Annotated in this window: 24 protein-coding genes and 1 other RNA gene; 19 read left to right on the top strand and 6 right to left on the bottom strand. The window is 48.1% G+C overall.

The features are described from left to right. The 8 genes from hisD to hisI are packed head-to-tail and all read left to right on the top strand — an operon-like array spanning position 1 to position 6708. The gene (hisD, locus tag QXR61_01415) at positions 1 to 1299 is read left to right on the top strand and encodes a histidinol dehydrogenase (protein MEM3756612.1); all 1299 of its coding nucleotides are present in this window, start codon (positions 1 to 3) and stop codon (positions 1297 to 1299) included. Continuing rightward, positions 1296 to 2414 (top strand): histidinol-phosphate transaminase, encoded by a 1119-nt coding sequence (hisC, locus tag QXR61_01410; GenBank protein MEM3756611.1) that lies wholly within the window; start codon positions 1296 to 1298, stop codon positions 2412 to 2414. The genes hisD and hisC overlap by 4 nt, the downstream gene beginning before the upstream one ends. After that, complete coding sequence (locus QXR61_01405; GenBank protein MEM3756610.1) at positions 2401 to 3606, top strand: hypothetical protein; 1206 nt, start codon at positions 2401 to 2403, stop codon at positions 3604 to 3606. The genes hisC and QXR61_01405 overlap by 14 nt, the downstream gene beginning before the upstream one ends. Continuing rightward, positions 3603 to 4178: an imidazoleglycerol-phosphate dehydratase HisB gene (hisB, locus tag QXR61_01400; GenBank protein MEM3756609.1), complete on the top strand. Its 576-nt coding sequence runs from the start codon at positions 3603 to 3605 to the stop codon at positions 4176 to 4178. The genes QXR61_01405 and hisB overlap by 4 nt, the downstream gene beginning before the upstream one ends. Then, complete coding sequence (hisH, locus tag QXR61_01395; protein ID MEM3756608.1) at positions 4178 to 4783, top strand: imidazole glycerol phosphate synthase subunit HisH; 606 nt, start codon at positions 4178 to 4180, stop codon at positions 4781 to 4783. The genes hisB and hisH overlap by 1 nt, the downstream gene beginning before the upstream one ends. A gap of 23 nt (positions 4784 to 4806) precedes the next feature. Next, the gene (gene hisA, locus QXR61_01390; GenBank protein ID MEM3756607.1) at positions 4807 to 5535 is read left to right on the top strand and encodes a 1-(5-phosphoribosyl)-5-[(5-phosphoribosylamino)methylideneamino]imidazole-4-carboxamide isomerase; all 729 of its coding nucleotides are present in this window, start codon (positions 4807 to 4809) and stop codon (positions 5533 to 5535) included. 25 nt (positions 5536 to 5560) lie between these two features. After that, complete coding sequence (gene hisF / locus QXR61_01385) at positions 5561 to 6358, top strand: imidazole glycerol phosphate synthase subunit HisF (protein ID MEM3756606.1); 798 nt, start codon at positions 5561 to 5563, stop codon at positions 6356 to 6358. Next, positions 6355 to 6708, top strand: coding sequence for a phosphoribosyl-AMP cyclohydrolase (gene hisI / locus QXR61_01380; protein MEM3756605.1), 354 nt, complete (start codon positions 6355 to 6357; stop codon positions 6706 to 6708). The genes hisF and hisI overlap by 4 nt, the downstream gene beginning before the upstream one ends. Positions 6709 to 6719: 11 nt before the next feature. Here hisI and QXR61_01375 read toward each other — a convergent pair whose 3' ends face one another. After that, a complete protein-coding gene (locus QXR61_01375) occupies positions 6720 to 7679 on the bottom strand; it encodes an ATP-binding protein (protein ID MEM3756604.1) in 960 nt (319 codons plus the stop codon). A 183-nt stretch (positions 7680 to 7862) separates the two neighbouring features. Here QXR61_01375 and QXR61_01370 point away from each other — a divergent pair, with 183 nt between their 5' ends. The 6 genes from QXR61_01370 (at position 7863) to aroC (ending at position 13242) form a co-directional block, all read left to right on the top strand. Beyond that, entirely contained in the window at positions 7863 to 8186 is a 324-nt protein-coding gene (locus QXR61_01370; protein ID MEM3756603.1) for a winged helix-turn-helix domain-containing protein, read from the top strand. 157 nt (positions 8187 to 8343) lie between these two features. Then, entirely contained in the window at positions 8344 to 9045 is a 702-nt protein-coding gene (gene aroD, locus QXR61_01365; protein ID MEM3756602.1) for a type I 3-dehydroquinate dehydratase, read from the top strand. Further along, positions 9036 to 9923: a shikimate dehydrogenase gene (locus tag QXR61_01360; GenBank protein ID MEM3756601.1), complete on the top strand. Its 888-nt coding sequence runs from the start codon at positions 9036 to 9038 to the stop codon at positions 9921 to 9923. Before aroD ends, QXR61_01360 begins: the two co-directional genes overlap by 10 nt. Positions 9924 to 9948: 25 nt before the next feature. Beyond that, positions 9949 to 10818, top strand: a complete 870-nt coding sequence (locus QXR61_01355) for a shikimate kinase (GenBank protein MEM3756600.1) — start codon at positions 9949 to 9951, stop codon at positions 10816 to 10818. Positions 10819 to 10850: 32 nt separating this feature from the next. Further along, a complete protein-coding gene (gene aroA / locus QXR61_01350) occupies positions 10851 to 12143 on the top strand; it encodes a 3-phosphoshikimate 1-carboxyvinyltransferase (protein MEM3756599.1) in 1293 nt (430 codons plus the stop codon). Then, the gene (gene aroC, locus QXR61_01345) at positions 12133 to 13242 is read left to right on the top strand and encodes a chorismate synthase (GenBank protein ID MEM3756598.1); all 1110 of its coding nucleotides are present in this window, start codon (positions 12133 to 12135) and stop codon (positions 13240 to 13242) included. The genes aroA and aroC overlap by 11 nt, the downstream gene beginning before the upstream one ends. A 123-nt stretch (positions 13243 to 13365) precedes the next feature. Here the strand turns inward: aroC and QXR61_01340 are convergent, their stop codons facing one another. Further along, positions 13366 to 14715, bottom strand: coding sequence for a serine hydroxymethyltransferase (locus tag QXR61_01340; protein ID MEM3756597.1), 1350 nt, complete (start codon positions 14713 to 14715; stop codon positions 13366 to 13368). A 51-nt stretch (positions 14716 to 14766) separates the two neighbouring features. Continuing rightward, the gene (locus QXR61_01335) at positions 14767 to 16317 is read right to left on the bottom strand and encodes an AMP phosphorylase (GenBank protein MEM3756596.1); all 1551 of its coding nucleotides are present in this window, start codon (positions 16315 to 16317) and stop codon (positions 14767 to 14769) included. A 121-nt stretch (positions 16318 to 16438) separates the two neighbouring features. Here QXR61_01335 and QXR61_01330 point away from each other — a divergent pair, with 121 nt between their 5' ends. Then, on the top strand, positions 16439 to 17725 hold the full coding sequence (locus QXR61_01330) for an alkaline phosphatase family protein (GenBank protein ID MEM3756595.1): 1287 nt from the start codon (positions 16439 to 16441) through the stop codon (positions 17723 to 17725). 53 nt (positions 17726 to 17778) lie between these two features. Next, positions 17779 to 18108, top strand: an RNA gene (ffs, locus tag QXR61_01325) — signal recognition particle sRNA. A 31-nt stretch (positions 18109 to 18139) separates the two neighbouring features. On the opposite strand, the gene QXR61_01320 is transcribed toward ffs, so the two are convergent. Both QXR61_01320 and QXR61_01315 read right to left on the bottom strand, forming a co-directional pair. Beyond that, the gene (locus QXR61_01320; GenBank protein ID MEM3756594.1) at positions 18140 to 19066 is read right to left on the bottom strand and encodes a TIGR00269 family protein; all 927 of its coding nucleotides are present in this window, start codon (positions 19064 to 19066) and stop codon (positions 18140 to 18142) included. Between the two features lie 21 nt (positions 19067 to 19087). Next, positions 19088 to 20209: a site-2 protease family protein gene (locus QXR61_01315; protein ID MEM3756593.1), complete on the bottom strand. Its 1122-nt coding sequence runs from the start codon at positions 20207 to 20209 to the stop codon at positions 19088 to 19090. 197 nt (positions 20210 to 20406) lie between these two features. Between QXR61_01315 and QXR61_01310 the strand changes: the two genes are divergently transcribed. Next, complete coding sequence (locus QXR61_01310; GenBank protein MEM3756592.1) at positions 20407 to 21114, top strand: nucleotidyltransferase domain-containing protein; 708 nt, start codon at positions 20407 to 20409, stop codon at positions 21112 to 21114. Positions 21115 to 21131: 17 nt separating this feature from the next. On the opposite strand, the gene fhcD is transcribed toward QXR61_01310, so the two are convergent. Next, the gene (gene fhcD, locus QXR61_01305) at positions 21132 to 22040 is read right to left on the bottom strand and encodes a formylmethanofuran--tetrahydromethanopterin N-formyltransferase (GenBank protein MEM3756591.1); all 909 of its coding nucleotides are present in this window, start codon (positions 22038 to 22040) and stop codon (positions 21132 to 21134) included. A 133-nt stretch (positions 22041 to 22173) separates the two neighbouring features. Between fhcD and QXR61_01300 the strand changes: the two genes are divergently transcribed. Then, the gene (locus QXR61_01300; GenBank protein ID MEM3756590.1) at positions 22174 to 22590 is read left to right on the top strand and encodes a molybdopterin dinucleotide binding domain-containing protein; all 417 of its coding nucleotides are present in this window, start codon (positions 22174 to 22176) and stop codon (positions 22588 to 22590) included. Then, entirely contained in the window at positions 22587 to 24044 is a 1458-nt protein-coding gene (locus QXR61_01295; GenBank protein ID MEM3756589.1) for a molybdopterin-dependent oxidoreductase, read from the top strand. Before QXR61_01300 ends, QXR61_01295 begins: the two co-directional genes overlap by 4 nt. The last annotated feature ends 7 nt before the right edge of the window (positions 24045 to 24051 follow it).

Here is a 24051-nt window from a genome sequence, read left to right as displayed (position 1 = left end):
ATGCCAATAAAGATTGCGAGGCTACGCGACGCCTATAATACGGTTTTGGAAGACAGGTGGCCTAGGAAAAGGGTTTTAGATCAAAGCCTAGTCAGCTATGTTGAGGGCATAATTGAGGACGTTAAAAGGCGAGGGGATTCCGCCCTAATAGATTTAACAGCGAAGTTTGACGGCGTTAAACTCACCCCTGAAAGCATAGGCGTTAGCCGCGAGGAGATTAATGAAGCCTATAGTAGAGTGAGCGAGGAACAAATATCTGCAATAAAAACTGCAAAGGATCTGGTTGAGAGGTTTGAACGTAAAGTTTTATCGGGAATCAGGTTCGAGTACAAGGATGAGAGCGGCCTGAAAATATTTAGAGCGTATAGGGCGATTAGAAGCGTCGGATGCTATGTTCCGGGTGGAGGGGCAGCGTACCCGAGCACAGTTATAATGACGGTTGTGCCAGCTAAGGTTGCCGGGGTGCCGAGAGTCGTCGTCTGCTCACCGCCGAGAAGGGATGGCACAATCCACCCGCTGACTCTTGTTGCCGCAGATATATGCGGGGTCGATGAATTTTACAGGGTTGGCGGAGCACAGGCGATAGCTGCCCTAGCATATGGCACTGAAACAATTAAGCCTGTTGATAAGATTGTCGGTCCAGGCAGCAAGTATGTTTTAGCCGCGAAGAGCATTGTTTCGCGGGATGTCCCCATTGATCACCCGGCTGGTCCAAGTGAGATAATGATTTTAGCTGATGAGTCAGCTGACCCATACCATGTTGCGCTGGACATGGTGTCGCAAGCTGAGCATGGATTGGACAGCGTGGCGGTTCTGGTCACAGTATCCGCGGAGATCGCTGAAGCATCCCTTAGAAGCCTTAAGCGTCTAATTGATAAACTGCCCAATAGAGATGTGGTTAAGGGGTCTCTTGAGAAGAACGGTTTAATATTGCTTGCTGAGAGCATGGATGAGGCTATAGATTTTGTGAATGATTTTGCCCCGGAGCATTTAGAAATAATTGTGAGGAATGCGCATGAGGTCTCGAAGAGGATATATTCCGCCGGCATGATGCTTATAGGCGACATGACGCCGGTATCTTTAAGCGACTATTCTCTTGGGACAAATCATGTTCTCCCAACGGGCGGCTATGGGCTCGTGTATCAGGCTCTATCGGTTCTAGACTTCATTAGATGCGTAAATATTGCTGAATGTTCGGAAGAAGCTATGAGAAAACTGTCTGCCAGCGCCATAGTTTTAGCTGAAGGCGAAGGGCTATTAAATCACGCGTTGGCTTTAAAGGAGAGAATGAAGAGTTGAGTGGAAAAAGGATAATTGAGGATGTTATTTCGAGAGCGTATAATCTCAGCGCATATGATGTTGGTGAAACCATTGAGGGTTTAGCGTCTAGAACCGGGAGAAAAATATTTGAAATATTAAAGCTGAATTCAAACGAGAACTTTTTCATTCCGCTGGAATTTGTTAGAAGCGTTTTAAGGCAGGTTATAGAGGAAGTTGACCCGAGAATATATCCGCGCGACGAGTTTAGGGAGCTTAGGGAAGCTATAAGCAAGAATACTGGTGTATCTCCGGAAAACATTGTGATCGGAACCGGAAGCGATCAGCTTATAGATTTGGTCTCTAGGATTTTCCTCAAAGAGGGGGATGAAGCGATCTCCATTGAGCCAACCTTCTCGATTTATGAGCGGTGCGTTAGGATTCAGAACGCTGATTACAAGACAGTGCCACTGAAAGATGATTTCTCACTGGACGCCGATGCGATGCTTTCAGCAATAACCCCGAAAACCAGGGTTATTTTCCTATGCTCGCCCAACAACCCCACCGCGAATAACCTGAATCACAAGGATATTTTAAGGCTCGCCGAAAGCTTTGACGGCTTGGTTGCCGTAGACGAGGCTTACGCTGACTTTACATCATCGTCGCTAATTAATGCAGCTAACAGCCTAGAGAACCTTATAGTCTTTAGAACTTTCTCTAAGGTTTTCGGCTTAGCTGGCTTGAGGGTTGGGTACGCTGTGGCGAATAGGAGGCTCTCTATGATGATTAATGAGAGGTTTCAGATGCCCTACTCCGTGTCTATAACGGCGCTTAGGGCGGCTGTTAAAATGCTTGAGAGAATGGAGTATATAGAGGAGACTATTAACGCCGTTAAATCTGAGAGGAATAGGCTCATTAGAAAATTAAACGAGATAAATGGTGTGAGGGCTTTCCCCTCAGAGACAAACTTCGTGCTATTTCAGGTTAACAAGAACTCGCTGATGGTTTATAGGGGTCTTCTAAACAGAGGGATTATTGTGAGGAACGTTGGCCGCGTGCTTGGATTCGAGAATTGCTTAAGGGTTACGGTTGCCCCGAGACATTACATGGATCGCTTCATAGGGGAGCTTAGGGAGGTGCTATATGAGGTTGCTTGATGAAAACAAGTACATCACGTTTAAACTTGAATCAGGTGAGGCTTATCTAAGAAGAGATAGGATAGGAAGCGTTAGAGCTATTGACGCAATAATATTTGATTGCGACGGGGTGCTGATAGATATAAGGGACTCCTACGATAAGGCCATATCAAAATCCGTTGCATTCATATTTGAAGGGATTACAGGTCTCAAGATTCCGGAGAACTTTGTCTCCGATGAAACAATATTTCTCTTTAGGAGAAGCGGAGGATTCAATAATGATTGGGATATAGTTTATGGATCACTAATGTTCTTGCTATCTAATCTGTCAGAGAATCAGCAGAGAAAACTCGCTGAGCTAATGGCGCCGCTTTTACACGTGAGGAGCGCGGCTGAACGCTTCTCGGCGATAAAAGAGAAAGCGAGTGCAAACACATTTAATGTTAGCCGCAATGAATTAGATGGATTGAGGGAAAACCTAAAAGACTTCACAAAGCTGCTTGATGAAACCGGAGCCGCCTCAGTTGATAGAGTTATACTTTCCTCAGGGATTGTCGCGGAGGGCTTCTACAATCTTCTGAAAACCTTTATTAATGGTTCTGGCAGGGTTGGCGAGAGCATAATTGCAACGGTCTTTGAGGAGATATTTTGCGGGTCAAGCCTTTTTGAGGAGATATATGGAGTTAAATCGAACATTAATTTTGGGCGCGGCATGATAGATAACGGTAAACCAGCAATTAGATGCGAAACACTAGAGCGATTGTCATCTCTTATCGGAGAATCAAAGTTTGGAATAGCTTCAGGCAGCAGATTTAAGTCCGCAAAACATGTTCTACGGAACATTCTAGATTACTTTAATCCGGAAGCGCGGGTATTTCTAGACGATGTTGAAAGGGTTGAGGAAGAATATTTGAAGAGAGGTTTCCTAAAGATAAGCTTTAAAAAACCGAATCCATACTCGCTTTTCAAGTCGTCTTGGAGCCTAGAACCTTTTAGGCTCGCTCTTTTTGTCGGGGATTCCATGGAGGACGCCATGGCTGTTGAAAAAGCCAGAAAATTGGATTCAAGGTTCATGTTTGCCGGGATATATGGATACGCAAGTTTAAGGGAGAAGATAAAGGAGGAGTTCCTCAGGTTTGAATGCGATCTTGTTTTACCATCCGTAAATGATATTCCATATATTATTGAGCGGGTTAGAGGTGGGAGAATATGAGGGAGGCGGAGCACTATAGGAAGACCTCTGAAACCGAGGTCAAAGTTAGAGTTAGGCTAGGGGGGGCTGGGTCAGCCATAGTTAACACAGGGATATCCTTCCTAGACCATATGATTAAATCTCTAGCAGCCCATAGCCTCTTCGATATTTACGTGGAAGCCTCAGGGGATTTAAAGCACCATGTCATTGAGGATGTGGCTATTTGTCTTGGCGAATCTATAAGAAAGGCTCTTGGCGACAATATTGGCATAAGGAGGTTTGGTTACGCTATTGTTCCAATGGATTGCTCCCTCGCCTTCGCGGCAGTAGACCTGTCGAATAGACCCTATCCAAAAATCAACTTGAATCTTGAAGGCAGGCAGATTGAAGACATGTCGACCGAAGACATATATCACTTTCTAGAGACTCTAGCGAACTCTTTAAGAGCAAACATACATGTCTGGACTCAATACGGCGCAAACGATCATCACAAGGTTGAAGCCGCCTTTAAAGCATTAGCCCTCTCGCTTAGACAGGCTTCATCCATAGATCCTGAGAGAAGCGGAGCTCCGAGCTCAAAGGGAGTCTTATAATGCTGAGGGCCTTAATATTAGATTACGGTGTTGGAAACCTCTTTAGCATAAAGTGTTCTCTCGAAAAATCCGGCTTTAAAGCTGAAGTAATCTCGGACGCTGAGAATCTCAGGGAAGCTGACGCAATAGTTCTTCCGGGCGTTGGAAATTTTGGCGCAGGGGCAAGAAATATTGGGAGACTTAGGGAAACCCTGCTAAAATTGGTCGATGAGGGCGTGCCGCTTCTAGGCGTATGCTTAGGCATGCAGCTCCTCCTAGAGGAGAGCTGTGAGGGCACCGGTAGAGGTTTAGGTATATTTAAGGGCAGAGTTATCAAATTGCCCAGCACGGTGAAAACACCTCACATCGGCTGGAACACCGTGGAAATAGTTGAGCCCATCGAAATCCTAGAGAACATAGGCGAGAAAGACTACTTCTACTTCGTTCACAGTTACTATGCTTTCCCACAAGATAAGAGGATCATAGCCGCTGAGACAGAGTACGGCGTCAAATTCCCCTCAGTCATATCTCAGAGAAACGTGTTTGGGGTCCAGTTCCATCCTGAAAAATCTGGAAAACCCGGAGAGCAAATACTAAGGAATTTTCTTAGGATCGTTAAGCATTAGCGCCTCTATAGGTGAAGGAGGAAATGCTTGTCATACCAGCCATCGACCTAATGAACGGAAAAGTCGTTAGGTTGCTTAAGGGCGACCCCCGAGACATGAAGTATTATGAGCATTTTGGGAAGCCAGTCGACGTGGCTAAAAGGTGGGAGTCTGAGGGAGCCAGCTGGGTTCACATCGTGGATTTAGACGCTGCTTTAGGAGCCGGGGACAATATCGGCGTCATAAGCAGCATAATTCAATCCCTAAAGATTCAGGCTCAGGTTGGCGGCGGGATAAGGAGCCTTGAGCGTGCGCGCCAGCTTATCGCTTTGGGCGCGGCCAGAATAGTTATTGGATCGCTCGCCTTCAAGAGCCCTAATGCTCTTAAAGTATTGCTCGATGAATTTGGAGACAATAGGATCACTGTCGCTTTAGATCACTTAAACGGCGTAGTTAAGGTTGGGGGTTGGAGGGAACCTACGCGTTTTGGGCTTAGGGAGGCGGCTAAATTCTTCACAGAGATGGGTGTAAAATTCTTCTTGGTGACGTCAATACAGCGTGATGGGGCTATGAGCGGCCCAGACGTTGAAAACCTATCCCGAGTTTTAGATTTAGGGGCTAATGTGATGGCGTCAGGTGGAGTGAGAAGTCTAGATGACATAGCGGTTTTAAGAGATCTGGGGGTTTATGGGGTTATAGTTGGCAGAGCTCTTTATGAGGGATGTTTCAGTTTAAGCGAAGCTTTAAAGGTGGCGTTGAAACATTATAGGTAGATTAGTGGATGGGGTTAAATTGGCTCTGGCGAAAAGGATAATACCGTGCTTAGATGTCGATCATGGCAGGGTTGTTAAGGGAATAAATTTCGTCGGGTTAAGGGATGCTGGTGACCCAGTTGAGCTTGCCAGACGCTACTGTGATGACGGCGCAGACGAATTAGTCTTCCTAGATATAACTGCGTCCGCGGAGAAGAGGAACATACTTAAAGATGTTGTTAGAGCCGTCGCCTCCGAGATAAACATACCGTTTACCGTCGGCGGCGGGATAAGAACCCTTGAGGACGCGCAGATAGTTTTATGTAATGGGGCTGATAAGATATCTGTTAACACGGCAGCTGTAGATAGGCCAAGCTTCATCAAGGAGCTTGCCGAAAAGTTTGGCTCTCAATGCGTCGTCTTAGCGATAGATGCAAAAAGAAGGTATGAGAGGAGAACGGATAAAATTATTGTGGAGACAAGCGAAGGATCCTGCTGGTTTGAGGTTTACACTTATGGCGGGCGGAAACCCACCGGCATAGATGCTATCGAATGGGCCATTAAGGGAGCTGACTTAGGGGCTGGAGAAATCCTTTTGACTTCAATAGATAGGGATGGAACCGAGAACGGATACGACATTGAGTTGACCAGAAGCATCGCTGAAAGGGTTAACATACCAGTTATCGCCAGCGGCGGGGCCGGTAAACCGGAACACTTCTGGGAGGCATTCGTGCTTGGGAAAGCCGACGCCGCCCTCGCAGCCTCAGTATTCCACTACAGTAAATATCCCATACCAGTCGTTAAACGCTATCTCCATGAGAGGGGTGTACCGGTTAGGCTATGAAGGCGTTAAGGGAAGTCGGCTTAAATGAGCTGAATTTTGGGAAGGGCGGCGGCATACTGCCGGTTGTGGTTCAAGACAAGGATTCTGGAAAGGTTTTAACGCTCGCATACGTGAATAGGGAGGCGCTGGAGAAAACGATTGCAACCGGCTACGCCCACTATTATAGGCGCTCCCATGGAAGAGTTATGATGAAAGGGGAGACTTCGGGAAACGTTCAGGAGATCGTGGACATACTTGTTGATTGCGACAATGATGCGCTGCTATATATTGTGAAGCCTAAAGGTCCAGCGTGCCATCTCGGCGAGGAAACCTGCTTCCATAATAGGCTGAAAGAGATGAGCCGCGAGTAGCTTTCACGCCTTCAACCGGATTCCAGAGCGATTTTCTCCTTCTTTTTTAGCACGATGCTTACTATCTTGCAGAAGTGGCAGGGCATTCCCTCTAGGGAGGTTGGCATGCCGCAGAGAGGGCACTCATATATTTTGGTTTCATGGTTCTTTAATGCCGCCTCTAAGCATGGCAGCAGTCTCCTGAAATGTGAGCTTATGAAGGTATGCTTAAAATTCGGCATCTTCTCAGCCAGTAGGTTCAGTGCCTCCTTCCTTCTTATTGTTCTAGAGCGCTCTGAGAATCGGCATCCAAGGGTTCTTATCGGCAACCCCCTATACTTGGCGTAGAGGAGACATTCCATATCCGTTAAACCTATTAGGGGCTTTATTTTAGGCATCATTTTCGGATGGGTTTTAGGTAAAAACGGTCTTAATCTAACTAGCGCTCCGACATTACCCTCTATATATGAGTTGAATAGAGCTTCAACTGTATCGTCGAGGTTATGTCCCGTCGCAATCTTAGTTAAGCCTAAATCATATGTGATTTTATTGAAGAGATATCGTTTTATTGTGCCGCAGGCGGAGCACATTTTTCTCCCATAAATGGTGGACTTGAAATCCGGTATTTTGAACCCGAGCTCTTTCTCTAAACTGTAAACCACGAGCTCTCTATCAATCATTTTGGAGAGCTCCCTAACTTTCTCTAGGCAGTGCTGAGAGTAGTCTGGTATACCTAGGTCGATATAGATTAGGGTCATAGGGGTCTTCTCAAAGGACTTACTGAGAATATACGCTAGGCTCGAACTATCCTTTCCGCCAGAGACAGCAATGCCAATATTGTCGTCCCTAGAGAGCATCCTATATGTTTCGACCGCATGCCTCACCTTTCTCTCGGTTAGAAGCATAAAGCATTCGGGGCATAGCCTAAGGTTAGAGTAAGCTAAGTAGACTTCAGCGTTATTTGCACCGCATCTCTTGCACCTCACCACCATACTTCGTCTCCACCGCTGTAAAGGGGATCTCTTATCAGCAGTCTAAACTCCCATCCTTTTATTTTTTCTCCCCATCTATTAAACAGATCGGAATTTTGCCTTATCTTGTAGCCGGCGAGAGCCGCAAAACGGTTACACAAACCTCATTATCAGATTTACAAAGTGTTTTTCGGGTGAACCGCCATGATTAGTAAAAGATCTAGATTAGAGTTATATTTGGAAGTTTTAAGAGCGATAAGTAAAGGGGTCGGTAAGCCCACAAACATAATGTATAGATGCAATCTTTCATGGACAAACTGTAAAGAAATCCTAGAGTTTCTCACCGAGCAGGGTCTCATTACAGTTATAGAAAACAATAATCGAAGATTCTACAAATTAACGGAGAATGGGAGAGGACTGTTAGAAAATCTTAACAAGATACAATGCTTGTTTACCGTGGCTAAAGGGAGAGGGAGTCAACACTTCAATAAACTTCTCCTCTACCCAACACGACACGATAGTGGCTGATCCTATCCCAAAGCCTTAAAACAATAGGGCTCCTTCCTCAAAACCGCATTTTTACGCTAAAACCCTTAAAACTCTTAATTAAATTTATATGGTTGAGGAGATAGTTTTCTTTTAGCATCTTCCATTCACCAAACACCTAGGTTTAGAGCGGTTGGGATTGAAAGTAAAGGTTTGCGTCCCCGTGCCAGCTGGAAACTTCAGCGATATTTTTACAATGATTAGTCGCGCCGAGGAGAGCGGCGCGGACATAATAGAGGTGCGTTTAGATTATCTCGGTCGCAGCATGCTGGATTACATGAACTGTTTAGGGGAGATAGTTGAGTTCTCAAGAACCCCTTTAATAGCAACTAACAGAAGCGTTGATCAGGGTGGAAGATGCGTACTAGACGAGGATAGGAGGCTGGAAACTCTTATCAGCGCTGCTAGGGCCGGCTTCAGATACGTTGATGTTGAGCTATCCACTAGCGGATTAAATAGGGTTGTTGACGCCGTTAAGGCGTATGGCGCTAAAGCGATAGTCTCTTACCACAACTTCAAGTGCACACCTGAAATTCACGAGATGGAGAAGAGCGTTAAAGCTCAGATTGAAGCTGGAGCCGACGTATGTAAGGTGGTAACCATGGCTAATAGCATTATGGATAGCGTTAGCTGCCTGATATTCACGTATGAAATAAGTAGGAAAGCCAATATAGTCTGCTTCGCAATGGGTGAAAAAGGTTTACTTTCGAGGATTCTCTCACCTATCTTCGGCGCCCAATTCACTTACGCATCGCTTGGAAAAAGTCTGGAGACGGCTCCAGGGCAGATAACGATAGAGGAGATTAAAGACGTTTACAGAAGGTTAGGCGTATGGCAATAAATTTGTCTGGTAAGACTAGGGTCTGCGCCCTAATAGGGCATCCTGTTGAGCATTCGCTAAGCCCAGCGATCCAGAACGCTGCCTTCAGGCACCTAGGCTTAGACTATGTTTACGTAGCGTTCAATGTTAAGCCCGAAAACCTCGGCTACGCGATCCTCGGCGCCAAGAGCCTTGGCATACATGGATTAAACGTTACAATGCCCCATAAAATTGAGGTAATCCGGCATCTGGACGATTTAGATGAATCCGCTAGGCTTGTCGGTTCAGTCAACACGATCTTGAACAGTAAAGGTAGGCTAATAGGCTACACGACTGACGGCGTCGGCGCATTAAACGCCTTAAAGTATGCTGGGGAAGACCCTGCAAACAAGAAGGTTGTGGTTTTAGGGGCTGGCGGAGCCTCCAGATCAATATCCTTCGCACTCGCCAAATATGCCCGTGAACTCGTAATTCTAAATAGAACTGTCGAGAAAGCTGAAAAGCTGGCTAGGGATATAGTTAGCTCTCTAGGTGTAGGGGCAGATGCCGTTAGATTTGGTAGACTGGATTGCAGCCGCCTCGAAGCGGAGCTTAAGGATGCCGACATAGTGATAAACGCCACATCCATCGGGATGAAGCCGAAGGATGCGGAAACACCCCTTAAACGCGGGCTCCTACACAGCGGTTTAACCGTATTCGATATCGTCTATGAGCCATTGGAGACAAGGCTCCTCAGAGAGGCGAGACTTGCTGGCGCCAAAACCATAGACGGCTTATCCATGCTCATACATCAGGGAGCCGCCTCCTTCGAGATATGGACTGGCCTAAAGGCGCCCATAGAGGTTATGAGGGAGGCTGCCTTAAGAAAGATAAGGGAAAACCATGATGAGTTAACATGATGCTGGGCGGTTTGGAGGAAGAGGTTTGGTCTCGGTTGGCAGAGCTGTAGCGTATGGCGCCGTAACAATTGTAAACGCCATATCATGCGGCTTAGGGGCCGCGTTAGGCATAGATCTGAAAACAGAGGCCACTGTTAAGCTCACAGATGAGCCTGGAGTTATAGAGGGCAGGGTGCTCTCAGACCCTTCTGAGAAGCCGATTTTGATTGAAAGCGTTGTGAGGCGGGTTTTAAGATGCTTTAACCTTGAAGATCAATATGGCGCGTACGTTGAGACTCAATCCAACATCCCTATTGCGCGCGGATTAAAAAGCAGCAGCGCTGCGGCGAATGCCTTAACGCTTGCCACATTATCAGCTATAGGAAGGGAAGTCGACGACTTAACGATCGTTAACATGGGGGTTGACGCGTCTATAGATGCCGGGGTAACGGTGACCGGGGCCTTCGATGATGCCTGCGCATCATACTTCGGAAACATCGTAATAACAGATAACTATGGCAGGAAGATCTTGAAGGTTTTTCAGCCGGAGGGGGATTACGAGGTCTTAATCCATGTTCCTCCCTTGAAAGCATATACCTCGAAGTCGGATGTAGGCAGGATGAGGATAATAGCCGGTGAAGTCAGGGCCCTGCATAAAATGGCTCTTGGAGGCGATTACTGGCACGCCATGACCCTCAATGGGCTTATCTACTCCGCAGTTTTAGGCTACGACGCTAAAATCGCCATCGACGCCTTAGCCGCCGGAGCTGTTGCCGCTGGGCTCTCGGGTAAGGGTCCGGCCGTCGCCGCCGTCATCCCTACGGATAGAGTTAGCGAGGTTTATAGCGTTTGGGAGAAGCATGGTGGGGAGATTATACACGCGAGAATAAATCATGAGAAAGCTCATAAACTGTAGTTTCATAGTTAACTGCATATAGATGGTGAAGCATGTTGACAGATATAGTTGTTAAGGGGGGAGCGCTTCTCTCAGGTTCGGTTAGGGCCCCGCCCTCAAAATCCTATACCCATCGGGCCATAATAGCGGCTTCCCTCTCAAACGGTTTATCTGAAATCCGTAACGCTCTTCTCTGCGACGACACCTTAGCGACGATAGATGCTTGCCAAAAGCTCGGAGCGGAGATAAGCAGGGCCGATGATGGAACGCTTAAGATTCTTGGGTCACCTAGGCTTAAAACGCCGGACGACGTGATAAACTGCCGGGATTCCGGCTCAACGATGAGGTTCATGACGCCGATATGTGCTTTAGCCGACGGGATCTCCGTGCTCACAGGCGGAAAAAGCCTTAGAAGTAGACCAATGGGGCCTCTACTCGACGCCCTAGATCAGCTGGGCGTTAAATGTTATTCGACTCGCGGCGACGGTCGGCCGCCAATAGTGGTTTTTGGCGGCGGGATAAGGGGCGGTGAGGCTGTCGTTAGAGGTGATGTGAGCTCGCAGTTCATCACGGGGCTTTTGTTTGCTTCCCCTATGGCTGAGCGCGACACTAGTATAATGCTTTCAACGTCTTTAGAGTCTAAGCCTTACGTTGACATGACTTTAGATGTGCTTGAAAAACATGGCATCGTGGTTGAATGGAAGCACACGTCTTTCAATATACCTTCCGGGCAGGAGTATAGGCCCCGTAGCCATTCTATTGAGGGGGACTATTCTTCAGCCGCTTTCCTCCTAGCCGCAGCAGCCATAACGGGCTCGCGGATAAGGGTTGAAAGCCTCTTTAGAGATTCTCTTCAAGGAGATCGGCTCATAGTCAGGATCCTCAGCGAAGCCGGAGCCAGGGTAAACGTTTACGAGAACTTTATTGATGTTGAAGGACCTGCGGGGCCATTAAACCCGATTAACGTCGATATGAGGGATAACCCAGACCTTGTTCCAGTGTGCGCCGTGCTGGCATGCATGGCTGAGGGAGAGTCTATTATCGGCGGTGTTAGGAGGCTTAGGTTTAAGGAGTCTGACAGGGTTGAAGCGCTGCTGGCTGAGCTTTCGAAGATGAACGCTGATATAAGGGTTTTAGACGATAAGCTGGTTGTTCGCGGTGTAAGAAGGCTGAAGGCTGCTGAGATAGATCCTCATGGAGACCATCGGATAGCGATGGCTTGCGCCGTGGCGGCCCTAGCAGCGGATGGGGAAACAATTATACGTGATGCCGAATGCATAAATAAGTCCTATCCAGATTTTATCAGGGATATGCGCCTCCTAGGAGTAGAAATCCTTGAACGGTAACTCTATCGGCAAGTCTCTCGTCCTAACATGTTTTGGGGAGAGCCACGGGTTCTACATAGGCGCTGTTTTAGACGGTTGCCCAGCCGGCTTACCGCTCAGCGAATCAGACGTTCAAGCTGAGCTGGATAAGAGGCGTCCGGGGCTAAGCGATATAAGCACCGCTAGGAGAGAGGAGGATAAAGTCGAGATAGTGTCCGGGGTCTATAGGGGCTACACGACCGGCGCGCCGATATGTATGATTATCAGGAATAAGGATATTGACTCAAAGCCCTATGAAACAGTTATGTTTAAGCCTAGGCCCGGCCACGCTGATTACACGGCTAGAGTAAAGTATGGCGGATACAATGATCCGCGCGGCGGCGGAAGGTTCTCTGGGAGGATAACCGCTGCCTACGTTATGGCTGGAGCTGTCGCCAAGAAGCTCCTAAGCCTTATTGGCGTTGAGGTCTTAGCCCATGTGGTGCAGATTGGCCGTGTGAGGGTTGAGGGCGAAGTTCCACATAATGAGATAAGAAAGAATGTTTATTCGAATCCTGTTAGATGCGCTGTCCCGGAATTAGCCGAGAGGATGATTGAGGAGATTTTAAGCGCTGCTAGGGAAGGCGATAGCGTGGGAGGCGTTGTTGAGGGCATCGCGCTCAATGTTCCAGCTGGCTTGGGTGAACCGATATTCGACTCGCTTGACGCGGACATAGCGAAGATGCTGTTCAACATACCGGCCGTTAAGGGTGTTGAGTTCGGCGCAGGCTTCAGGTTGGCGTCCATGAGGGGTTCTGAGGCAAACGATCAGTACGCTATTAGGGATGGGAAGGTTGTCACTTTAACGAATAATGCTGGTGGAATACTAGGCGGAATATCGAGCGGCATGCCGATAAAGGTTAGAGTTGCCTTCAAGCCAACGCCATCCATATCGAAGAAACAGAGAACAGTAAACCTAGAAACAATGAATGAAGAGGAGATGGAGGTTGCTGGGAGACATGATCCATGCATAGTTCCAAGAGCCGTCCCGGTTGTCGAAGCATGCCTAGCATTCGTACTGGCGGATCACGCGTTAAGAGCCGGAAAAATACCGGGAATAATTAAAAGGTTTATAGAGTAAAGGTTAACTGTGAATTTTTGGCTATTTCTCCACTCTTTACGGTCTAGCCCCTCCCATCTACTACCCCAGATAACAGCGCATAGCAATGCTGGATAAACTGAAGCAGAAGCTATTGTTGCTCTTTTATATTCCTTTTAGGCTTCTTTGCAGATGCTCTATGGCTTCTCTTACGCTTTGGAAACCGTATTTAATTTCGCTGTGCGCTTTTCTCAGCGCTATGACTTCTTTTCTCACTTCTTCTGGCTTGCGCTTGCCCTTAATTACTTCTAGCATTAGGTCGCATAGGTGTTTTATGTCGCTTTCCGTGAAGCCCCTTCTGGTCACGTCTTGGAAGCCTATCCTTATGCCCGACGGGTTTTCGCGGTTGTTCTGATCGTCGTATGGCAGAATATTCCTGTTCAATATTATGTTTGCCTCCTCAAGAGCTTCGGAAACCCGTTTTCCGCCGCCATACTCCCTAACATCGACCGCCAGCTGATGCGACATGGTGAAACTGTAGCGTTCGCCTAAAACCTTTAAGCCATTCTCGTAGAGGTATTGGCCAGCAGCCTGCGCATTCCTAACGATCTGCTTAGCGAGAGCTTCGCCGAATATCTTGAGCTCTAAAGCGGCTATGCCGGTTGCCGGAAGCCTACCCAGATGCGTGTTAGATGTGCTGAGCGGGAAAACAGCGTACTGAACGTTCCTTATAGCCTTCTCCATACGCTCGTCCCGCCTATCCGCTAAGATAACGCCGCCCTGAGGCCCCGGGAAAGTCTTGTGGGTTGAGGACGTCATGAAGTCCGCGCCCTCCCTGAGCGGGTCTTGGAACATTCCGCCGGCTATTAAGCCCAGCACATGCGCCGCATCGTAGACTACGTACGCGCCGACCTCATGGGCTACGTCGCTGAGCTCTTTAACCGGGTGTGGGAATAGGAATAGGCTTCCGCCGAATGTCACTATGCCCGGTTTAGCCGCCCTAATTATTTCGGCGGACTTATCTGGGTCTATATTCATCTTCTCAACGTCGTATGCGTGCTCTATGTTCTCTAAGCCTAAAACCATTCCAGCTAGGCCTGTGTAATCATGCGATATATGGGCTCCGGCGCTCAGCGGCGTAACAACCATCTTTCGGCTTTTAGTCGTTAGCGACAAGCCCTTAAAGGTTGCCAGGTTGGCGTGTGTTCCGGAGACTAGGCGTACATCAGCCCAGCTGCACTTAAACAGCATCTTCATGAGGTCTGTTACGCAGTCCTCTATCATAGAGATGTACTTTTGCCCTTGATAATATCGTCTCTTAACATGCCCCTCAAGATCGTTTTCGCCCTCAGCGTACCTGCTCTCAAGATCCATAGTGAGCTGAAGCATTTCTTTAACAGCTGGAGACTTTAGGCCCTCGCTGGCTATGAGGTTTATGCACTCTTCTCCGCGGTATAACTCATGTTTCTCGCTTGCCTCAATAAGGTTAAGGGCTACCTTAAAGAACTCCTCCATCACTGCACCAGCCTAAACAAACCCATAGAAATAGCTAGCAAATATTTATTTTTAGCGCTCTAGGACAAAAGTTCTCTTCGCTATAGGCCTCTCCCTAACCTCGTGGATGAGCATCTCCATTCTATCTCCAACACCTATAACCGGAAACTCCTCAAAGACGCTTATCGCCCTCTCAAGCTTACTGGCCCTCTCAGCGAATATTGTTGCCAGCGCCTCCCCTTCAGAGACCTTGTCGCCTATCTTTCTATGAAGTAAAACCCCTGCACCCTTATCTCTAGGAGCGCCAGCCAGCCTAGCAGCCTCAACCACAGACGCATTATCTATCCATAAGACTACACCACTCCTTTTCGAGCGCACGATGAACCTCTCAGAGCCCAGCGCTATATCGTCCGGCATGATATTCGGGTTTCCCCCCTGGGCGCCAATGATCTCGCGCAGCTTCTCCTCAGCCTTCCCAGACCTTAAGACCTCTAGGGCGATCGCGCCGCCATTTCCATCAGCCTTTCCGCTCATCTCTAGGAGAATGCCAGCTATATGGGTCGCCTTATCTATCAGATCGTACGCTTGGCTCCTACCCATTATAGTGTTCAGAGCCTCCCAAGCCTCTAAAGCCGGGCCCACAGCGTAGCCGACCGGCTGCTCGCCGTAGGTTACCGCACATCGAACTCTTATCCCAAGCCGGCGTCCAAGCTCCATGAAGTCCTTGGCCAACAGATCTGCTTCGCCAATGGTCTTTATCTTTGTCCCCCTCCCAGTCGGTATGTCGATCACTAGGAGGTTTGCGCCCACAGCCTTCTTCTTACCCATTATCGAAGGCAGTAGGAGCGGGTCTATAGACAGTGGATGCTCAACCCTAATGAAAATGTCGTCGGCCGGAGCCAAATCCAATGCCCCGCCCCAAACAATACAGCCATTAGTCTTCTCAACGACCTCGCGCATCTCCTCTATACCCAATGCAACGGGCATAAGAACCTCAGCCCTATCAGCCGTCCCAGCGGCGGAAGTAATAGACCTAGAGGAGGATTTAGGTATCGTCAAGCCGGACGCCGCGATTATAGGGACAACGAGAAGCGTGGTTTTATCTCCGGGAACCCCGCCTATAGAGTGCTTATCAACTATCAGTGGCTTTTTGAGCTCAAGCCTATTTCCGGTCTCAACCATAGCCATCGATAGGCTTGTCGCCTCATCTAAATCTAAGCCGAAGGCGTGGAGAGCGGTCACAAAAGCCGCGATCTCGATCTCGCTTAGGTTTCCGCTGACGGCATCCTTAACTATCTCGAAGATCTCCTCATATGTTAGCTTTCTCCCGCTGAGCTTATTCCTCACATAGTAGACTGAGAGCGGAAAGTGCGCCGCCTCAACGTCAACCTCGTCATCCTCCCTTAAACCCATGTATCTTTTAACCTCATCATAAACGCCTATGTAGCCCCTCCCAACGCTCTCAAAAGCCACATTAACTATCGCTGTTACCTCCCTACCTCTACCCAGCAGTTTTACGCGGCCTAGGCCTGAAACCCCTAAATCCTCAGCGTCCTCCCTATTCAAGACAACTATAAATTTTCCGCCTGACTCCAAGTCGAGCAGTTTAACTTTAAGTTTCATTGATCATACACGCCTCAGATAACATGAATTTCCAGCATTCTAAAAGAGGAGGTTAAATCTTAAAAAGTTTTAATAAACGCTGCCAGCTTTCATAATAGAGTTAGGCTCTGGGGTGAAACAGGTGCCTAGAAAGCTGATATATGTGGTTATTGATGGGATGGGCGACCTGCCAATAGAGGAGCTAGGCGGCAGGACGCCGCTGGAGTTCGCTGAGACGCCGAACATGGATCTTCTGGCAAGAAACGGGAAGCTCGGGCTCATGTACACTGTTGAGCGCGGGGTTGCTCCGGAAAGCGATGTGGCCGTCATATCGATCCTAGGCTACGATCCGTACATATACCATGTTGGCAGAGGTCCCCTAGAGGCTTATGGCGCCGGCTTAGACTTCAGAGACGGCGACCTAGCGTTAAGATGCAATTTTGCAACATTGGGGAAAGATAGGCGCATAATCGATAGGAGGGCTGGGAGGGATCTGACAACCGAGGAGGCTTCTGAGCTGGCTGAAGCAGTCAACAGGATGGTTAAGCTCGAGTCTTATCTAGCTGAATTCGTATTTAAGAACACGATAGGTCATAGAGGCGTCCTAGTTATAAGGAGTTTAGGTAAGCCGCTTTCAAGCAAAGTATCTAACACCGACCCGGCTTATGAGAGGGTTGCCGGCCTAGGCGTCGTGAAGCCAGATTTCCGCATGATCCTTGAAGACTGCACGCCCCTCGAAGACAGCGAATCCGCTAGAATTTCAGCCGCGCTGGTGAACGAATTCGTCTGGAAGAGCCATAGGATCCTAGAGGAGCATCAGGTAAATAAGAGGCGCGAAGCCTCCGGAAAGCTGAAGGCTAACGTCATCTTAACTCGCGATGCGGGAGACACATTACCAAAATTCTTCAATATAAACGATAAATATAATGTGAAGTTTGCGTGTTTAGCGGACATGCCTGTTGAAAGGGGAATAGCGAGACTAGCCGGCATGCATCTTATAGAGGTTCCGCCGCCCTCAGGAGACTTGATGCGTGACTGCCTATTTAGAGCTGAAAAGCTGCTTAGCGTTCTAGGCGATTTCGACTGCTTCTACATTCACATTAAGGGTCCGGACGAACCGGGGCACGACGGGCAATTTATGCGTAAGGCTGAAACGATAGCGATCATCGACAGATACTTTTTCGGAAAAGTGCTTCCGAAAATAGATTTAGATAAAACCGTGGTTTGCGTAACCGCCGACCACTCAACACCATGTAAACTTAAAGCGCACAGCGACGACCCAGTTCCACTCCTAATATCTGGAGGCGGAGTCGAAAGCGACAAAATAGAAAAGTTCTCTGAAAAAGACTGCAGGAGAGGAAGCCTAGGCGTCCTAGAGAAGGGAACAATGCTGATGCCAATTTTAATGGGCATAATCAAGGGAACCTAAAATACTTGGAGAGAAGCGTTTATTAGCACATGAAATATTTAGGTTTAATTGGACGGTGGGTCTCAGGCGGGGGGCTAGGGGTCCCCTGAGAGGCTAAAGGAGCCTCGACCGCAAACCCCCTATACGGCGGGCCGAAAGCTGAAGCGAGGCGCGTAAGGCTGCAGACCCATCCAGCCTTAAGCAATGATTACCTGTCCTCTGGGGCCGGCGGTCACGGAGCATCTCTCGTAGGAGAGATGTAACCGTGTTTGCCAGGCGAACCTGGCCAGGCCCGGGAGGGAGCAACCTAAGCCTGGACGACCGGCGCTCAGAGGGGTGCGGGTATGAGCCGCGGGCTGGTTTGGGCCTGCTGATTCTGCGCGTCGAGCTTCAGTGACCCACCGTCCAAACATTATTCTTAAGCCGCCCCACAGCCTATATGTTTTGTAGTAGGCGGCATGCTTGACATATTTCGCCCACGGTGGGTTCGCCGCACATGGCGCATTGCCTAAGAGCTACTTTTGGAGCCATGCTTCCAATGGCTTCTCTGATTTTTTCAGCCGACCTGTAAATCTTATATTTTGTTCCAGGATGTTTCTCCTCAAGCCTATTCAGCATATTTCTTATATCGTTTCTTAGGGCTTCTCCGGCGTATGGGCACGGGTTCTCTTGGAACCTTATCCCCTTTAGATAAGCGTATAGCGTTACTTCTCTCTCCAAGACCTCACAGAGCGGCTTAACTCTAGGAACCAAGCCGGGCTTCTCATCCTCAAACGTCGGGCCTGTCCTAGACACTCTGAAAATATCGCCGTGCATTATGTTAAGCATGAATGTTTGGACCTCATCGTCCAAATTGTGGGCTGTAGCGATTTTCGTTGCGCCTATCCTTGCTGCGAGCAGGTTTAAGGCTTTCCTCCTAAGAACCCCACAGTAGGAGCAGGGCGTTAATTCTACACCAGACGCTTTTATCCGCTTAACTATATCGTCCAGCGTGTGACCGTAGAGATCTTTAAACGATATTACAGAGTGTTTTACGCCGATCTCCCTGCAGTTTTCGGAGGCTATCTCTATGGCTTCATCCCTGTAGCCCGCTATTCCCTCATCGACTGTTATAGCGTAAAGCTCCGCTTTCGGGAAGCTTCTCTCAATCTTTGCGAGTATATGCAGCAGGCTGAGGCTGTCTTTTCCACCCGAGACTGCAACAGCTATCCTGTCATCAAACCTAAACATGTTATATTTGGCTATGGTGACCCTAACTTTGTCCTCTATAGATTCAAGGAAACATTTCACGCAGAGCTTTTCTCCAGAATACCGCCTAAGGTAGAAGGCTTCTCTAACCCCGCATACAGTGCATTTAACCATAATCTATCTGTCCTTTAGCATCTACCATAATCTTAGGCTTACAGCCATGTTTGCAACCATCAAAAACAGTGAGAGGACGTTGAAAAACTTTTTCAGGAAAGCATAGCTCTTTTCAGACGCTTTTTCAATCAGGCATTGGAGGAATCTATCACCGTCAAGCATTGGTATTGGAAGCATGTTGAAGATCACGACGCTGAAGAGCACTGAGAGAAGCCAGCTGAGAGTGAGATAGATTTGGGTATCCAGGAATGAGCTGAGCCCAAGCCTACTTCGATAGTAGGGTATGTACGGTGAAAGCAGCCCAATTATAGCCTTATCCTTATCTTCAGGGCTCTGAATAACCGTTATCAAGAAGTTTCCTTTACTCGTAGATACCATCAGCCTATCGCCGGGCTTAGCCCTAGACATGAAGGCTGAAAGATCAAGATAAGTGTTTATCTTCGTATCGTTTAAAGCGTATATAATATCCCATCTCCCTATTCCAGCCTCGTGGAGAGGGCCTTTCTCCAAAACGTTGATGACAACTATGCCTGAGGGAACTGGTGAAAAGAGAGTCCATGTTACCAGCAACGCCATCAGCCCGAATACTAGATTTGAAGATGAGCCGGCTGAGAAAATCCTCATTCTGGAGATACGCGGTAGCCTATTCATCTCCTCCTCATTAACCTCGACGAAGCCTCCGGGGAATATCGCGAACGCTAGAAGACCAGCGGACTTCACTTTAACCCCCTCGGTTAAAGCTATTATTCCATGAGCCGCCTCATGGGTGAGGATCGCCACTAGAACGGCTATTAGAAAGTACGGCAGCCAAACTGGGTCGAGAGTTAATCCGGGGATTATTGGGACCACGGTTACCTCCCGCCCATAGCGGAGTAAAGGTCTCATAAGGTTTATTGAGAGGAAGCCTATGGCGAAAACCATGAGCACGAAGCCTGAAAAAACGCTTATATGGCTGAAGAGCCTCCATAAAACTCTTTGCCTATCCGAGCATTTGGAAAGGATCCTCTTAAACCGCTCCGACTCATACTTTACAAAGAACGGTTTTATGTCTAAACCGTACTTTTTCAGGGGTAAAACTCTACCTAGAAGATAGATCGCTAGCCAAACGATTAAAAGCGAAATAAGCATTTGTTTTTCATCCAATATGAAGCTCGACGCTCCCTTAAGGGAAACCAGCATTCGATGTGACGCGTAAATTAGAAAACCGAAAGCATTAATAAACTTTCTTCCGAAAATCTCATTATCGCCAAAAACTTTTTGACCATACCAGCTTATTTTTAGGGAGGTGGAAAATATTTGTTGATGGAAACCTCCTTAAAAGGGTTTCGGGGTTTAACACGTTGGCTAAAAAGCCCGTGACGTATGCTGAAAGGGTTGAGGTTTTCTATAGCGTAGAGCATTGGAAACTTCTATCCGATTTGAGGGCTAAGGCCATCAGGATCATGGAGGCTCTTGAGAAAGCCCATATACCATGCATTGTGCACGGAAGCATAGCTAGGGGTGATGTTTCGCCGAAAAGCGATATAGACGTATTTATCCCGGGCACCTATCCCTCATTCATAATTGAAAATGCCTTGAGAATGAGCGGGCTACCCATCAACAGGCGCATCCTTACGCAGGCAACCCCACACTATGCGATTAAAGGCTACATTGAGATCGATGAAAACACATGCGTCTCATTCCCGCTCTCAAAGATGAAGACCGTTGAGAGGGAATTTTACGATTTTAGCGGCAAAGCAACATTAGAAATGCTTAAGAAGGGCATCAGGGTTCCGGGAGTCGATAAGCGTTTGATGCTCATCGAGCCCACTGAAAATGGGCATATCGAGAGCAGCGTAATCGGTCAGGAGGAGAGAGCCGCCAAGATCCTTAAAATATCTGTTGAGACAGTTTTCAACAGGGTTTACACGTTGATGCGCCGCGACAATGTTGGAAGAACCGGGCTGTTTATTGAGAGGGAGATACCGCCTGACGAGAGCTTCGAGTCCACGCTTAAAAGGCTGGCTGACACAAACCCTGCCGTTCGAAGAAGGATGAGGGAGGAATAGGCTGCCGCGTTTCGCCGCTACTCTCCTAATAGTTCATGAAGATAAACTTTGTGTTGACCGAGCTTACCGCCATAATTTCCAGCAGATATTCTGATGACCCCTGGAACACTAGCTGCGGCTTTTATTCCTTCGGCCATAGCCATCTTAACTTCGCTTAAACCAAGCCCATTTATAACCACTTCATAAATGGTTTTCACCCCTTCTGGGACTTTACTCTCAGGCTCTATGCCCCTTAAGGTTGGGCAATACAGGTGATTTGTTGAGGCCGGAATCTTATATTTCAGTGACCCAACCTTAGACCCGGAGCGACATATGCCTCCGGGAAACGGGAGTATAACTCCTTTAACGCTTTCACGTATGGCGTCAACAGCTGCTTCGGCTGCGGCTAACCCGGACTTTAAGTCCCTAGCCATTATAAGGAAGTTTCCCCCAGCCACGCCCTTCTTAACTCCAAACCTGTCCTCAACTATGAATTCGCCCTCCATGACGGGTATACGCCAAACCCTCCTACCATAAATGTTGTCGAGCCTTTGGAAACCATCGCCAAAGAAGCGCAGACTTCTACCAACCTTAAGCTTCCTAGGCGTCCCCTCCAAGGCGTTGAAAGCCGCCGTCGTTGGACACGTCATTACGCATTGGCCTATGCGAGCCACCATCTGCCTCTTTAAGTCGCCCCTTGTACGATGATAAATCTGAATTATGGCTCCAATCCTTCCGTCCGGGGTTTCGCTGGGTTTAAGCAGGCATTCAACCCCGGCCTCAGCTGGTGAGCCTATTATAGAGGATGCGAAGCCGGTCGCAACCTCAGCAGCCACTTGAACCCATTTCTCGTTCTCGGCGGTTATAAGAACTCGGCTAACCCACATTTCGAACATTTCTGCAAAAGTATCCTCAACCTCAACGCTTCCGTAACTAAGAGTAGCCAATCTCACATCACTCCTAAACGCCGGATACTAGTTAACTTCTAGATCTCTTCAGGGTTATTTATTTTATCCTTCTTAACCTATAATGTTTTTTAATGAGAGATAAACTACTTTATTAAAGTCTATAGGTGAGTGAATGAAGGCTGGAGAGAACTGGAGTATGGAGCTAACCCTTATAACTGGTCGAACCATCGATCAGGGCTGCACTAAGGAGCACGCCAAGCTCTCCGACGAGTATATGGAGCACGTTGCTGTATGCGAGATGCATCCTGAAGACATGAGGAGCCTAAACGTTAATGATGGCGACAATGTTAAGATCGCAACCAATGTAGGTTCAGTTGTGGTTAAGGCTAGAAGATCTAAGAGGATAAGGAGCCCGGGCGCAGTATTCATACCCTTCGGCCCATGGATAAATATTATTCTGCCCTCTGAAACCGATGGAACCGGCATGCCGCCCCTTAAGGGTTTTAAGGTTAAAGTTGAACCTACGGATGAGCAGGCCTTGAGCATAAGGGATCTGCTCCTAAAAACCTACGGTGATAAGAAGAAATGAGTGGAAGTGATTTTATGCAGACTATTTCAGGGGTTGTTTGCCCATTTTGCGGATGCTGCTGTGACGATGTGGAGATAATAGTTAAAGATAATCAAGTTTTCGACGTTAGAAACGCCTGCGCCCTTGGAGCATCAAAGTTCATAGAGTATAGTAGATATAGGAACACTAAGCCGCTCATAAGGAAGAACGGCGAGCTCGCGGAGGCATCGCTGGATGAGGCTATAGAGCGGGCGGCGGATATACTTGCCAACTCTCTATACCCGCTTCTCTATGGTTGGAGCAACACGAGCTGCGAGGCTATAAGGGTTGGCTTAGAGCTGGCTGAGGAGGTTGGCGGCATAATAGATAACACCACAACCGTATGCCACGGCCCTTCAATCCTAGCCGTACAGGAAGTTGGATTACCGGCATGTACGCTTGGGCAGATTCGCCATAGGGCTGACCTAATTATTTATTGGGGCAGCAACCCGTGGAGCGCCCATCCACGCCACATAGAGCGCTACACCGCTTTAGCTGAAGGACGTTTCCAAAGAAGCGCGTGGAAACGATACTTATCAAAGCTGGTTTTTGAGTCAGCTAGAAAGAAGCGCTATAGGGCCGCCAGCTTAGCCTTCAAGAGCGAGGTTGCTGAACGCCTATTTAAGGAGGAGGATAGGTGGATTCTACCTCCGCCTGAGGAAAGAAAGCTTGTCGTCGTCGATGTTCAAAGAACCAGATCGGCTGAGTTAGCCGACATATTCATTAAGGTTGAGCCTAACGGAGACTACGAAGTCCTTCAGGCGCTTAGAGCGTTAATCCGTGATGAAGACCTAGATGTAGACGAGGTTTCAGGGGTTCCGGTGGAGAGGCTTGAGGAGCTCGCCGACCTAATGGTTAACGCTAGATTCGGCATACTCTTCTTCGGCGTAGGTTTAACCATGAGTGAGGGAAGATCTAGAAATATTGAGGCGGCAATAAAGCTCACTAGAGACCTAAACAAATACACGAAGTTCCTAATTATGCCAATGAGGGGGCACTTCAACGTGACCGGCGCCAACATAGTGTTTACCTGGCAGACCGGGTACCCCTACGCCGTCGACTTCTCGCACGGCTACCCAAGGTATAATCCGGGCGAAACCTCGGCTGTAGACGTTTTATATAGGGACGATGTGGACGCTGCGCTGGTCATAGCCTCCGACCCTGTTTCGAGTTTTCCGAGAAAAGCCGTGGAAAACCTTGTTAAAAACCCGTTAATAGTTATAGATCCGTGCTTATCTACAACAGCCCTGATGGCTGACGTTGTAATTCCATCCGCGTTCGTCGGCATCGAAGCCGAGGGCACAACCTATCGTATGGATCACGTCCCGTTACCGCTAAAAAAGATTGTTGAGCCGCCTCCCGGAGTGCTGCCGGATGAGGAGATACTGAGGAGAATACTATGCGTAGTCCGAGAGAAAAAGATGGCGTCCGCTTAAAGGCAAC

It is taken from the genome of Candidatus Bathyarchaeia archaeon, assembly GCA_038882715.1.
Lineage (GTDB): Archaea > Thermoproteota > Bathyarchaeia > Bathyarchaeales > DTEX01 > DTEX01.
The sequence above is the reverse complement of the archived record's forward strand: the minus strand, read 5'-3'. Positions and strand labels throughout refer to the sequence as shown.